Below are 11566 nucleotides of genomic sequence, written 5' to 3'. Positions count from 1 at the left end.
TCAGTGGACCGGCGGTAGCAGCCAGGAAACCCGCGAGCCACAAGGCCGGGCACGGGGCAGGCAGCCCGGGCGGCCGGTGGAACGAGGCTTGAAAAATCAGACCGACCGCAATGCCGACTTGGAATACCACCCGCTCATGCGGTGGCCGTCCCAGACGAACGCAATGTGCTGGGACTGGCGGCAGCGGGACAGGCCGCGCGGCCGGAACACCGCCGCGCATTGGCCGCCGGGGCGGCGGACGCTGTCGTAGGCTACGCCCCAGCTGCCCGCCAGCCGGAGCTGGCGGGCCAGCGCCTGGCTGGCCGTGTAGTCGTCCGGATCGTAAATGGCGGGCAAGGCCGGCCGCAGGCCGCGCAGGTCGTGCAGCGGCGCGGCCAGGTCGGCCACGTAGTGGCGCATGTCGATCTCGATGGCGACCTCGTGCGTCGCGGCCAGGAAACGGGCGCGGTGGTGCATGGTCTCGGCCACGGCGGTTTCCAGGCTTTCCCCGGCGTAGTACACCCCCCAGGTGCCGTCCGTGAAGCGACTGCCGGCCGGATTCAGATGGGTGAAGGCCGCCATGATGGGGGTGGTGCCCGGACCGGAAATGCGGTCTTCCGGCGGGACCAGGCGCAGGTTCCCGGCTTCGTCGCGCACGCGCGGATTGGTCAGGTTCTCGATAGCGAATACCACGTCCAGGTCGGCCGGATCGGCCACCCGGTCGTACAGGCCGGCGGGCGGAAAGCGGCTGGGGACGAGCCGGTGGCAGGGCGTCCATTGCACCTCGGCAACGGCAGGCGTCATGTCCAGCCCCCCCGCTGGGCATCGAGATAGGTGCGCACCACGTACAGGTCGCTGGTCATGCCGGTGAGCATGCGTTCCAGGGCCGGCCGGCCGCCGAACAGGGGCGCGTCGTTGGGGCGGCGCAGCCAGGCGTCGGCGCGTTCGGGGACGGGCAACAGGACCTGCAGCGCTTTGTAGATGCCGAAGACCAGCGACAGGCGTTCGAGCGTGTCGCGCGGCAGCGGCGCAGGCGCGCGGCCGGTCTTCCAGCGGAACATGGTCGAGCGCGGGACGCCCAGCAGGGTGGCCGACTCTTCGGCATTGAGCTGCCAAGCCTGGGCGATCCGGAAAAAGGTGCGCAGGGCCGCGTCGGTGGCGGCCTGGCTGGTCAGTTCAGGGGTCTTGGAAGCAGGAATGGCCATGATGCTTTCCTGTGTCGTGCATGCAAGCCAAGGTTAATACCATTTGAGACTAAAATCAAGTTGGAGTATTGAATAGGACTAAATGCGCGGTGGGCGGAGCCGAGCCGCCGCGGCACGGCGCTTGCTGCCGTGGCGGCCGGACGGATCAAGCGCCCGATCCCGTCTCCGGTTAAAATTCCGCGCGATGACCATATCCTCCGAAGTCGCCCGGCGACGCACCTTCGCCATCATTTCCCACCCCGACGCGGGCAAGACCACGCTGACCGAAAAGCTGTTGCTGTTCGCCGGCGCGATCCAGATCGCCGGTAGCGTCAAGGCACGCAAGGCCTCGCGGCACGCCTCGTCCGACTGGATGGAGATCGAGAAGCAGCGCGGCATTTCGGTGGCGTCCTCGGTCATGCAGGTCGAATACCGCGATACCGTCATCAACCTGCTCGACACCCCGGGCCACCAGGACTTCTCGGAAGATACCTACCGCGTGCTGACGGCCGTGGATGCGGCGCTGATGGTGATCGACGCGGCCAACGGCGTCGAGCCGCAGACCATCCGGCTGTTGCAGGTGTGCCGGGCACGCAATACGCCCATCATCACCTTCGTCAACAAGATGGACCGCGAGGTGCGCGAGCCGCTGGAGCTGCTGTCCGAGATCGAGTCCCACCTGGGCATGGATGCCGTGCCCTTCGCGTGGCCGGTCGGCATGGGCAAGTCCTTCGGCGGCGTGTTCGACATCCGGCGCGATCGGATGCGGGTCTTCAAGGCCGGCAGCGACAGGCTGAGCGAGCAGCACGACGAAATCATCGACGGGCTGGACAACCCCGAGATCGCGCGCCGCTTCGGCGCGGCGTTCGAGCAGGCGCGCGGCGAGATCGACCTGATCGAAGGCGCCGCGCCGCCGTTCGACCAGGCCGAGTTCCTGGCCGGCAAGCAGACGCCCGTGTTCTTCGGCTCGGCCATCAACAATTTCGGCGTGCAGGAAGTGTTGGACGCGCTGGTCGAGCAGGCGCCCGCGCCCGGTCCGCGCCATGCGCTGCAGCGCGAGGTCCAGCCCGATGAACCGAAATTCACCGGCGTGGTCTTCAAGGTGCAGGCCAACATGGATCCGGCCCATCGCGACCGCGTGGCTTTCGTGCGCGTCTGTTCGGGCCGTTTCGAGCGCGGCATGCGGCTGAAGGTCTGCCGCACCGGCAAGGAAACGCGGCCCAACAACGTGGTCTCGTTCCTGTCGCAGCGGCGCGAGCTGCTGGACGAGGCCTATGCCGGCGACGTCATCGGCATTCCGAACCACGGCGTGCTGCAACTGGGCGACGTGCTGACCGAAGGCGAGGCGCTGCAGTTCACCGGACTGCCGTTCTTCGCGCCCGAATTGTTCCAGGCGGTGGAGGTGGCCGATCCGCTGCGCACCAAGCAGTTGCGCACGGGCCTGACCCAGCTGGGCGAGGAAGGCGCCATCCAGGTGTTCAGGCCGGTGGCCGGAGGCCCGTTGCTGCTGGGGGCCGTCGGCCAGCTGCAGTTCGAGGTCGTGGCGCATCGGCTCAAGACCGAATACGGCGTGGCCGCGCGCATGCTGCCGGCGCGCTATTCGATGGCGCGCTGGATCACGGCCGAGAACCCCAAGGACCTGAAGAAGTTCATGGACGCCAACATGCAGCACATCGCCTACGATGTAGTCGAGGCGCCCGCTTTCCTGATCGGATCGTCGGCGCAGCTGCGGGTGGCGCAGGAGCTCTATCCCAACGTGCAGTTCCATGCCCTGCGCGAGCACGGGGGACAGGTGTTCCAGACCAGGGTGGGCGATTCCGCTTTCGCCTGACGGGCCCGCCCGGGCATGGGGACCGGCGGGGCCGCCGGTCCACAGTGAAGAGGTGTACACATGCGTAACCGCATTTTGATGGGCCTGGCCTTCGTGGCGATGGTCGTGGTGGTGGGAGTGCTGTTCGGGCTCTGGTTGTCCTGGAATGCTCCCGTCGACCGCGCGGCCGAGGCGCCCGTGCCCGTGGCCCAGGGGCGCCCGGGCGAAGCGCCGGTGGCGGCGGTGGACCAGGAAACCTACCTGCCCGAACCCCCGCAACCCAGGGTGGACGGCTCGCGCGGCGTCCCATCGCGCCCGGTGCAGCCGAGCGCGCCCATTCCCCTGGTATCCGCGGCCGATCAACCGCAGCCCGATACCCTGCTTTCGACCATCGCGCCCGACATGCAGACGGTGAACCCGGGCAGCCCCCTGCCCGCCCACCTGGCCGAGCCCCCGGCGGCCGCCCAGTCTCCGCGCATCATCGTCGAGCCGCCTTCGCAGCAGGTCGCCACCGTGGTGGCCGGAGCCGACGCGGCCGGCGGCCAGGAGCCCTGGATCCAGTCGCTGCGAGCCGAACTGGCGCGCTGCGCTTCCCAGGGCGTCGTCGGCCGGGTCATCTGCAACGAGAAAGCCCGGTGGAAATACTGCAACACCGATAATCGCTGGGGCCGCATCGCCGAATGCCCCGCGACGGGCAATAACTGACGCCGCGCTCAGTCCGGCCCGCCGCCTGAACGGGGCGGGCCGCCGCGTTCCGCTTCCTCCAGCTCATCCACGTTCAACTCGTCGCCGCCGCCGGCGGCCGGCTTGTCCTTGTCTTCGCGCGGCAGTTCCGCCGCCGGCATCCTGCGGTTCTCGTCCTTGAGGACGTCGTCGGTATGTTTGGAAAGCGGGTTGCTGCCCTGAACGGTGGCCATGGCGGTCTCCTGTCGAAGTAAGCCAACCGGGCAGCAAGACGCGTTCCGTGAAGCCGGGAACGCGCATAAAGCAAAAAGCCCCGCGTGGCGGGGCTTTGCTGCGGGCGGGGTGGGGAATCAGCCCTGCTCGTCCATCTGCGATTGCAGGTAGTTCTGGATGCCGACCTGGTCCACCAGGCCGATCTGGGTCTCCAGGTGGTCGATGTGTTCTTCGGTGTCGTCCAGGATGTCTTGCAGCAGATCGCGCGACACGTAGTCGCGCACGCTTTCACAGTGGGCGATGGCTTCCTTGAGCACGACCTGCGAGGACAGCTCCAGCTTCAGGTCGCATTCCAGGATTTCCGGGACGTTCTCGCCGATCAGCAGCTTGTGCAGGTCCTGCAGGTTGGGCAGGCCGTCCAGCATGAAGATGCGCTGGATCAGGCGATCGGCATGCTTCATTTCCTCGATGGACTCGTCGTACTCGTGCTTGCCCATCTTGCCCAGGCCCCAGTGCTTGAGCATGCGCGCATGCAGGAAGTACTGGTTGATGGCGGTCAGCTCGTTGGTGAGCTGCTTGTTGAGGTATTGGATGACGGTCTTGTCGCCTTTCATGTTCTTTCCCCTGCAGAATTCATGGATCCGGCAAGGTTAGCATTGTTGACGCCAGGCAAGCAGGCCGTACGTCCGCCCGTAATGGCCTAGGAAAGTGACAATGATAATGATCCCCCCTACGCGCTGCCGCGCGCAAGGAAAGCCCACCCCCTACCCGCTGACGCGGGCCCCCTCAAGGGGGCGATGCGGGTGGACCGGCGGAGCCGGATCCACCGCATCCTGGGTCTAGTACCGCTGTCTTGGCGCGTAGCATTGTTGCTATCGCTGGCTGCCAGCGGTAGCAACAGTGTGACGTGCCAAGAAACAGGTACTAGACCCAGGAAACCGCGGATCTGGCTTTGCCAGTCCGCCGGTTTCGCCCCCTGGGGGGCGCCCGAAGGGCGTAGGGGGGGGACCCCTACGCCGCCTTGGCGGCGCCGGCGCCGGCGCCGACGACGTGGATGGGGAAGCGGCGCGTCGTGGCGCGGGGCGGGGGGAGTTCGGTGGCTTCGGTGCGGCCGTTGGCGGCCGAGATGGACGCTTCGTAGGCGTGCTCGCAGGCGCTGGCGCCGGCCGGCAGGTACTGGCAGGCGGTGTCGGCGCAGGAGCCGCAGCAGGTCGCCACGCCCAGGTCGAACTGGAGGTCGGCCAGGGTAGTCGCGCCAGCTTCCACGCTGCTGCGGATCTGGCGTTCGGTGATGGCGTTGCAGACACAAACGTACATGGCGGAACTCGTTGCGGCGCGGTTGGGCGCCGCAGTGGACGTCGTAATGAGATTAATTATTGATAATATTCTCAAAACTTGCAAGCCGCCCGCGTGGGTCTTGCGCCACGCGGGTTTCCCGGCCGTCTCATTCCACCCGGATGTCCTGTTTTTTGATGATTTCGCCCCACTTTTTGGTCTCGTTCCGCAGGAATGCGCCGAATTGCTCGGGCGACCCGCTGCCGGGCTGGATGGCCTGGGCGTCGAAGAACGTCCGCATCTCGGGCGTCTGCAAGGCGCGGTAGACCTCGGCGTTCAGGCGCGAGACGGTGGCGGGGGGCGTGCCGGCCGGAGCCAGCAGGCCTATCCACGAGCGGGCCTCGAAATCGGGGTAGAACTGGCTGATGGACGGCACGTCGGGCAGGGCCGGGATGCGTTCCCGGGTGGTGACGGCCAGGGCCCGCATCTTGCCGGCCTTGATATGGGCCAGTACCGAGCTGGCGCTGACGAACATGACCTGCACCCGGCCGCCCAGCACGTCGGTGATGGCGGGTGCGCCGCCCTTGTAGGGCACGTGGTTCATCTCGACACCGGCGGTGGCCTTGAACAGTTCCGCGGTCAGCTGGTTGGAGCTGCCGGCGCCGGTGGAGGCGTAGTTCAGCGCGTCGGGCTTGGCCTTGGCCAGCGCGACCAGCTCAGGCACGGTCCGGGCGGGCACCGAGGGATGGACGACCAGGATGAGCGGCGAGGTGCCGATCAAGGCGACCGGCGCCAGGTCCTTGTCGGAGTCGAAGCTGAGCTTGTATAGCAGCGGGTTGACGGCGTGGGTGTCGAAGGCGGCCAGCAGGGTGTAGCCGTCGGGCGCGGCCTTGGCGACGTGGGCGGCGCCGATCGAGCCGCCGGCTCCGGCCTTGTTCTCCACGATGAAGGTCTGGCCCAGCGCGGCCGACAGGCGCGCGCCCAGGTTGCGGGTGACGTTGTCGACGATGCCGCCCGGCGGGAACGGCACGACGACGTGGACGGGCCGGTCGGGGTACGAGGCAGGCGCCTGCGCGGCGGCGGGTACTGCGCAGGCGGCCAGCGCGAGGGCGGCGCCCAGGCGGGCGCAGGAAAGGAAGGTCATGGGGAGTCTCCGGGATCGTTGTCTTGGACGAGGCGTCGCGCGCCTCGCGGGTCAATCGAGAATGGCGACGGTGCGGCACCAGCCGGCCGATCCGTGCTTGATCTTGATGGGGAAGCAACTGATGGTGAAGCCATGGGACGGCAACTGGTCCAGGTTGGTCAGCTTCTCCATCTGGAAGTAGCCGATGTCGCGCCCCGCCTTGTGGCCTTCCCAGATGATGGAAGGGTCGCGGTCGCGCTCGTAGCGCTCGACCACGAACTTGAAGGCGGGGTCCCAGCTGTAGGAGTCGGTGCCGACCACCCGTACCCCCTGCTCCAGCAGCCACAGCGTGGCGGCGCGGCCGAAGCCGCAGGCGCTTTCCCAATAGTCCTCCTGGCCGTAGCGCGCACCGGCGCGGGTGTTGGCCACGACGATGTCCAGCGGCTGGAGGGTATGGCCGATGCGCTTCAGCTCGGCCTGGATGTCGGCGGGCGTGACCACGTAGCCCGCTTCCATGTGGCGGAAGTCGAGCTTGACGCCGGGCTTCAGGCACCAGTCCAGCGGGACTTCGTCGATGCCGGGCGCGGGCCGGCCGCCTTCCTGCAGCGCATGGTCGGTCGTGGGGTGGTAGTGCCACGGCGCGTCCATGTGGGTGCCGGCGTGGGTCGACAGCGAAACCCGCTCCACCGCCCAGGCCTTGCCCTCGGGCAGGTCGTCGGGGCCGATGCCGGGAAAGAGCTTGGAGAAGAGTTCCCAGGACTGGTCGTGGTCGACGTAGCTGATCTGGGGGCGGTGGTGCGCCGGCGAAGTGGGCTTGTCTTCGAGGGCGACCGACAGGTCGATGATGCGGCGGGTCATGTCGTGTATCCGGAGGGAAGTCACAGCGGTGTGCCGGCCGGGGCGGCTGCCCGCATGCCGGCGGCGATGAAGGCGACGAGCTGGGCGACGATGCGTTCGGGGTCGTCGGTGTCGCACAGCCCGCCGGAGATGCGATGCAGGCGGTGATAGGTCTCGTCGGCGTCGCTGACGATGTACATCATGGCGCCGATGGCGAAGGCGTAGCGCCAGTAGGCTTCCTCGCGGCCCAGCGACGGCTGGGCGGCCATCAGGGCGTCGACGAAGTCGGCCGCCAGCGCGTCGTACTGCTCGAAGATCGCGGCGTTCGTGCTGGCGCGGGGCACCGCGCGGGCCTGGATCAGCAACCGGATCAGCAGCCGCCATTCGCCGGTGGCGTCGAAGCTCAGCCGCACGGGCGGTGCGATCAGCGCTTCCACGACTTCTTCCATCGTCGGTTCGCGGTGCGCCGGCACCCGGGCCAGGGCCTCGCGCCGCATGCGGTTGATGGGCTCGGACACCACGCGCAGCACTTCCTGCACCAGCGCGTCCTTGGAGCCGAAGTGGTAGTGGATGGCGGCGATGTTCACCTGAGCGGCGGACGTGATCTCGCGCAGCGAGGCGGCCTCGAATCCCCGGGTGGCGAAGACGCGCAGGGCGGCCAGCACGATGCGGGAGCGGGTGGAGGTGTCGTCGTCGAGCAGGTTCACGATGGAGGATCCAGTAGTCCGGCGTAGTATCGGCGATTCAAACAGAAATTTGAATCGCTTTTTTTAAATTTTTGTTTGAATGGGCCCGATTCCTGTTCGGCCACAAGTTTTCGGACACCGAAAAGTTCGAGAATATCGGGTGCGGAGGGGGCAGGCTGGCGATAAAGTCCCGCTGTAAACACGTAGAGTTTTCGATATGACCCAAGACAAGCAAGCCCCGTCGGCCGCCGGCACTCGCCCGCTGCTGTTCGATTCGCACGCCCACTTGGTGGCGGATGACCAGGTGCGCTATCCGCGCAATCCCATGAAGCGCGCCGCCGACGCGCCGCCGCGCGCCCCGGGCGTGATCGGCAAGCCGGGCGGCAAGCACGGCCCCAATCCGATCAACGAAGTGCCCGACGTGGCGCGCATGCTGGTCTGGATGAAGGAAGAAAACGTCGACGGCGCGGTGGCCGTGCAGAAGCGCATGATCTACCGCTACGACAACAGCTACATCCTGGATTCGTCCGACGCCCATCCCGACATCTTCTCGGCGGTGGTCATCCTGGACGCCGAGGATGCCGGCACGCCGGGCCTGGTGCGCAGCTACATCGAGAAGAACGGCCTGGCGGGCGTGCGCCTGTTCGGCGGCCGCCAGCCCGATGGCAGCATGCCGTGGCTGAATTCGCCGCAGGCGCTCAAGACCTGGGACGTGGCCGAGGAGTTCGGCCTGGTGATCGACCTGGAAGTGCTGGCGGTGGGCGGCGGCGGTCCGTCGGTGCCGACCATCATCGAACTGGCGCGCCGCTATCCGAACGTGCGCATCGTGCTGGACCACCTGCTGGAGCCCGAGGCCACCGAGGAACACTTCGGCCTGGACGAGCGCTTCGAGAAGCTGGCGCACGAGCACAACATCTTCTTCAAGTTCACCTCGATCAACCTGGACGAGTACCGCGAGGCCGACGTGCCGGCCGAGCAGGTGCTGCGCCGCGCGGTCGACCTGTTCGGCGCCGACCGCATCATGTGGGGCTCGGACATCGGCACCTCGTCGGGCACCTACAAGGAAATGGTCCAGCGCATGATCGACGCCTCGGTCCTGCTGACCGAAGAGGAAAAGCGCGCGGTCTGGCATGACACCGGCAAGCGCGTGTTCGTGAAGGGCGGCGCCCGCCGCTGATTTTCACCAGGACGGCCGTACGGAGGTTGGAACGCATCCGGCAATGCGATAATCGCCGGCCGGCGTCCTTTCCGTACGGAGGTCCGCGTGCCTTCCTTTCCGCCCGTCCAAGCCGTTGTCCGTGCCATCGAGCTGCTGCAGGCCCTGAACCGCCAGCCGGTATCGACCCTGGACGTACTGTACAAGCAGACGGGCATCCCCAAGCCATCGCTGATACGTCTTCTTGAGTCGCTCGCGTCCAAGGGACTGGTGCGCCATGCGCCGCAGTACGGGGCGTACTACCTGACGTCGCTGGTCAATACGCTGTCGTCGGGCTATCACAGCGAGCCGCGCATCGTCGAAGCGGCCCGGCCGCGCCTGGACGCGCTGACCGAGGCCATCAAGTGGCCGCTGGCCATCGCCGTGTTCGATACCGATGCCATGGTGGTGCGCTACAGCACCATTCCCCATTCGCCGCTGTCGCTGCTGCATTCGACCATCAACATGCGCCTGAGCCTGGTCAGCCGCGCCATCGGCCGGGCCTACCTGGCCTTCTGCGAAGAGGATGAGCGCGAGACCATACTCGCGCTGCTGCGCCAATCGAAGAACCCCGAGGACGAGCCGGCGCAGGACCGGGAGGCGGTCAGGCGGATGATAGAGATCACGCGCGCGCAGGGCTACGCGCTGCGCGATCCCGCCGTGCGCCCGGTATCCGGCACCCTGGCCGTGCCGGTGTTCGACGGCAAGCATGTGGTGGCCTCGTTCGGCATGACGTGGTTCGCCTCCACGCTCACCAACGAACAGGTCGTCGAGCGCTATCTGGAACAGTTGCAGGAGGTCTCCCGCGGCATCTCGGAGGACCTCGCCAGGCTCTAGGCCGCGGCGGCCGTGGCGGGCGCGGGCATGGGGTACTCGTCCGCGTTGCAGACCAGTCCCGGCTTGCTGGAGAAGTCCATGCGCGGCGGGCCGAAGATGTCGATCAGCCAGCAATCGCCCTGGCTGACGTTGCGGCTGGTATGCAGCACCTTCGCGGGAATGACCGTGACGGACGGGCTGCCGATTTCGACGTGCTCGTCCTCTTTCCACATGTCCATGTCCGGCGTCCACGGCCAGCGCAGGTGGTGCGCGTAAGTGCCCTGGATCGCCAGCGAGGCCTGTTCGAAGTCGGCGTGGGTGTGCGGGCTGAGCTTGTGCACGTCGCGCGGCACCAGGCGCTTGGCCAGGAAATTGACCATCAGGTTGGTGCTGCGGAAGATGCGCATGTTGCTGTCGGGCCGCACGTGCTCGGCCAGCACGTAGTGGCGCAGCTTGAAGCCGGCGGGGGGATCGGGCCATGGCACCAGCGGCGCGACTTCGGGCGCGCCGTCGGCGTAGATCTCCTGGTTGACCGAAGCCTGCGCCAGGTCCGAGGCGCGGTTGGAGAACACGCGCACGATGGTGCCCGCGGCGGTGGCCTCGACGCGGCTCGCACCCGGCGGAACGATGGTCACGGTCTCGGGAGCGGCGTCGACCTGCTCGGAACCCGCCTGGATGCGCGCGCCGCCGGTGTGCACGAAGACGAAGTATTCGTCGGGGTTGGCCTCGCGCGCCAGCACGGCTCCCGCCTCGACCTGCGAGACGGCGACGACGAAGTTGGCGCCCCGGGTCAGCCAGGTGCGCGCGCCGGCCTGCTGTTGCTGCGGAGCGGTGTCGTAGTGCGCGGCATAGGTCGCGGGCCGCGGTTGTTGGACAGTCATGGACTTCACCTTTGCTTGAGAGGGAGCCGCGTCAGCCGTGCGACCGGTCGCCTGCCACGGCAACCGATTGCGCGCCTTGGCGCAGCAGGGATTGGTCGGATCCGATCACGAACCAGGTCACGCCTTGCGCGGCGAACTCGTCGCGCTCGGCGGCGTTGGCCACGAACATCGCGGCGATCTTGCCGGCGGCCAGCGCCGCGCGGACGATGCGGGCGGTGGCTTCCAGCACCGCCGGGCTGCGCGAGCCTTCCTGGCCCATGGACAGGGCCAGGTCCGCGCGTCCCACGAACAGTCCGCCCACGCCGGGAACGGCGGCGATGCTTTCCACGTTGGCCAGGCCCTCGACGCTTTCGATCTGGCACATCACCAGCGTCTGGTCGCCCGCTTCCTGGGCCTGCTTGTAGGTCATGGTCCCGTAGCCGGCCGCCCGGGGCGAGCTGGAAAAGCCCCGCACGCCGTCCTTGTAGCGGGCGCGCGAGACGATCAGTTCCGCCTGCTCGGCGCTGTCGACGTGCGGCACCACGATGCCCGCCGCGCCCAGGTCCAGCGTCGACAGGATGGTCGCGGCCTCGTAGTCGGCCACCCGCACGAAAAGCGGCAGGCGCGCGGCCCGTCCGGCCATCATCATCAAGTCCAGCGCCGCCCGGTCGAACGGCGCATGCTCGGCATCCAGCACCCCGAAATCCAGCGCCGTCGTCCCCAGTATCTCCACCACGTGCGGCGACACCGTCTTGATGAACGTCCCGGCCTGCACCGACCGGCTGAAATCCCCAGATGAACCCGTCATCAGTATGTCCTTGTCACAAAATTAAGAACCCCCAACTTCGCCAGCCCGTTGGTCTCCAGGGCACAGCGGATCCGGCTCCGCCGGTCCGCCAGTGCC

The 11566-nt window shown here is 67.5% G+C and carries 14 protein-coding genes; 4 read left to right on the top strand and 10 right to left on the bottom strand.

All coding sequences use genetic code 11. The features are described 5' to 3' along the window. Positions 1 to 96: 96 nt before the first annotated feature. Positions 97 to 783 carry an RES family NAD+ phosphorylase gene (locus CDO46_RS13055; RefSeq protein ID WP_087838899.1) on the bottom strand — a complete coding sequence of 229 codons (687 nt, stop codon included), beginning with the start codon at positions 781 to 783 and terminating at the stop codon, positions 97 to 99. Continuing rightward, positions 780 to 1184 carry an antitoxin Xre-like helix-turn-helix domain-containing protein gene (locus tag CDO46_RS13050; protein ID WP_087838898.1) on the bottom strand — a complete coding sequence of 135 codons (405 nt, stop codon included), beginning with the start codon at positions 1182 to 1184 and terminating at the stop codon, positions 780 to 782. The genes CDO46_RS13055 and CDO46_RS13050 overlap by 4 nt, the downstream gene beginning before the upstream one ends. A 184-nt stretch (positions 1185 to 1368) precedes the next feature. Here CDO46_RS13050 and CDO46_RS13045 point away from each other — a divergent pair, with 184 nt between their 5' ends. Both CDO46_RS13045 and CDO46_RS13040 read left to right on the top strand, forming a co-directional pair. Beyond that, positions 1369 to 2994, top strand: coding sequence for a peptide chain release factor 3 (locus tag CDO46_RS13045; protein ID WP_087838897.1), 1626 nt, complete (start codon positions 1369 to 1371; stop codon positions 2992 to 2994). A 60-nt stretch (positions 2995 to 3054) separates the two neighbouring features. After that, on the top strand, positions 3055 to 3678 hold the full coding sequence (locus CDO46_RS13040; RefSeq protein WP_140416862.1) for a hypothetical protein: 624 nt from the start codon (positions 3055 to 3057) through the stop codon (positions 3676 to 3678). A gap of 8 nt (positions 3679 to 3686) precedes the next feature. Here the strand turns inward: CDO46_RS13040 and CDO46_RS13035 are convergent, their stop codons facing one another. The 6 genes from CDO46_RS13035 to CDO46_RS13010 all read right to left on the bottom strand — a co-directional run bounded on the left by CDO46_RS13035 (position 3687) and on the right by CDO46_RS13010 (position 7812). Further along, entirely contained in the window at positions 3687 to 3890 is a 204-nt protein-coding gene (locus CDO46_RS13035) for a hypothetical protein (RefSeq protein ID WP_087838895.1), read from the bottom strand. A 117-nt stretch (positions 3891 to 4007) separates the two neighbouring features. Beyond that, positions 4008 to 4484 carry a bacterioferritin gene (bfr, locus tag CDO46_RS13030; protein ID WP_087838894.1) on the bottom strand — a complete coding sequence of 159 codons (477 nt, stop codon included), beginning with the start codon at positions 4482 to 4484 and terminating at the stop codon, positions 4008 to 4010. A gap of 397 nt (positions 4485 to 4881) precedes the next feature. Continuing rightward, a complete protein-coding gene (locus CDO46_RS13025) occupies positions 4882 to 5187 on the bottom strand; it encodes a bacterioferritin-associated ferredoxin (RefSeq protein WP_087838893.1) in 306 nt (101 codons plus the stop codon). Positions 5188 to 5314: 127 nt separating this feature from the next. Next, on the bottom strand, positions 5315 to 6289 hold the full coding sequence (locus CDO46_RS13020; protein WP_087838892.1) for a tripartite tricarboxylate transporter substrate binding protein: 975 nt from the start codon (positions 6287 to 6289) through the stop codon (positions 5315 to 5317). Positions 6290 to 6340: 51 nt separating this feature from the next. Then, positions 6341 to 7126 carry a cyclase family protein gene (locus CDO46_RS13015; protein ID WP_087838891.1) on the bottom strand — a complete coding sequence of 262 codons (786 nt, stop codon included), beginning with the start codon at positions 7124 to 7126 and terminating at the stop codon, positions 6341 to 6343. Between the two features lie 20 nt (positions 7127 to 7146). Continuing rightward, a complete protein-coding gene (locus tag CDO46_RS13010; protein ID WP_165963138.1) occupies positions 7147 to 7812 on the bottom strand; it encodes a TetR/AcrR family transcriptional regulator in 666 nt (221 codons plus the stop codon). 196 nt (positions 7813 to 8008) lie between these two features. On the opposite strand from CDO46_RS13010, the gene CDO46_RS13005 reads away from it, so the two are divergent. Continuing rightward, positions 8009 to 8968, top strand: a complete 960-nt coding sequence (locus CDO46_RS13005; RefSeq protein ID WP_087838889.1) for an amidohydrolase — start codon at positions 8009 to 8011, stop codon at positions 8966 to 8968. Positions 8969 to 9055: 87 nt separating this feature from the next. Continuing rightward, entirely contained in the window at positions 9056 to 9823 is a 768-nt protein-coding gene (locus CDO46_RS13000) for a DNA-binding transcriptional regulator (RefSeq protein ID WP_087838888.1), read from the top strand. On the opposite strand, the gene CDO46_RS12995 is transcribed toward CDO46_RS13000, so the two are convergent. After that, positions 9820 to 10683 (bottom strand): hypothetical protein, encoded by an 864-nt coding sequence (locus tag CDO46_RS12995; RefSeq protein WP_087838887.1) that lies wholly within the window; start codon positions 10681 to 10683, stop codon positions 9820 to 9822. The two genes, CDO46_RS13000 and CDO46_RS12995, sit on opposite strands and share 4 nt — an antisense overlap. Positions 10684 to 10714: 31 nt before the next feature. Continuing rightward, complete coding sequence (locus CDO46_RS12990) at positions 10715 to 11470, bottom strand: HpcH/HpaI aldolase/citrate lyase family protein (RefSeq protein WP_087838886.1); 756 nt, start codon at positions 11468 to 11470, stop codon at positions 10715 to 10717. Positions 11471 to 11566 lie beyond the last annotated feature (96 nt).

This window comes from Pigmentiphaga sp. NML030171 (assembly GCF_002188635.1).
GTDB classification, from domain to species: Bacteria; Pseudomonadota; Gammaproteobacteria; order Burkholderiales; family Burkholderiaceae_B; genus Pigmentiphaga; species Pigmentiphaga daeguensis.
This window is presented reverse-complemented; position numbering and strand designations above follow the sequence as displayed.

What these genes read in the sequence shown, in the direction of transcription:
- CDO46_RS13055 (WP_087838899.1), bottom strand. Translation starts at nt 783, where the DNA reads ATGACGCCTGCCGTTGCCGAGGTGCAATGGACGCCCTGCCACCGGCTC.
- CDO46_RS13050 (WP_087838898.1), bottom strand. Translation starts at nt 1,184, where the DNA reads ATGGCCATTCCTGCTTCCAAGACCCCTGAACTGACCAGCCAGGCCGCC.
- CDO46_RS13045 (WP_087838897.1), top strand. Translation starts at nt 1,369, where the DNA reads ATGACCATATCCTCCGAAGTCGCCCGGCGACGCACCTTCGCCATCATT.
- CDO46_RS13040 (WP_140416862.1), top strand. Translation starts at nt 3,055, where the DNA reads ATGCGTAACCGCATTTTGATGGGCCTGGCCTTCGTGGCGATGGTCGTG.
- CDO46_RS13035 (WP_087838895.1), bottom strand. Translation starts at nt 3,890, where the DNA reads ATGGCCACCGTTCAGGGCAGCAACCCGCTTTCCAAACATACCGACGAC.
- bfr (WP_087838894.1), bottom strand. Translation starts at nt 4,484, where the DNA reads ATGAAAGGCGACAAGACCGTCATCCAATACCTCAACAAGCAGCTCACC.
- CDO46_RS13025 (WP_087838893.1), bottom strand. Translation starts at nt 5,187, where the DNA reads ATGTACGTTTGTGTCTGCAACGCCATCACCGAACGCCAGATCCGCAGC.
- CDO46_RS13020 (WP_087838892.1), bottom strand. Translation starts at nt 6,289, where the DNA reads ATGACCTTCCTTTCCTGCGCCCGCCTGGGCGCCGCCCTCGCGCTGGCC.
- CDO46_RS13015 (WP_087838891.1), bottom strand. Translation starts at nt 7,126, where the DNA reads ATGACCCGCCGCATCATCGACCTGTCGGTCGCCCTCGAAGACAAGCCC.
- CDO46_RS13005 (WP_087838889.1), top strand. Translation starts at nt 8,009, where the DNA reads ATGACCCAAGACAAGCAAGCCCCGTCGGCCGCCGGCACTCGCCCGCTG.
- CDO46_RS12995 (WP_087838887.1), bottom strand. Translation starts at nt 10,683, where the DNA reads ATGACTGTCCAACAACCGCGGCCCGCGACCTATGCCGCGCACTACGAC.
- CDO46_RS12990 (WP_087838886.1), bottom strand. Translation starts at nt 11,470, where the DNA reads ATGACGGGTTCATCTGGGGATTTCAGCCGGTCGGTGCAGGCCGGGACG.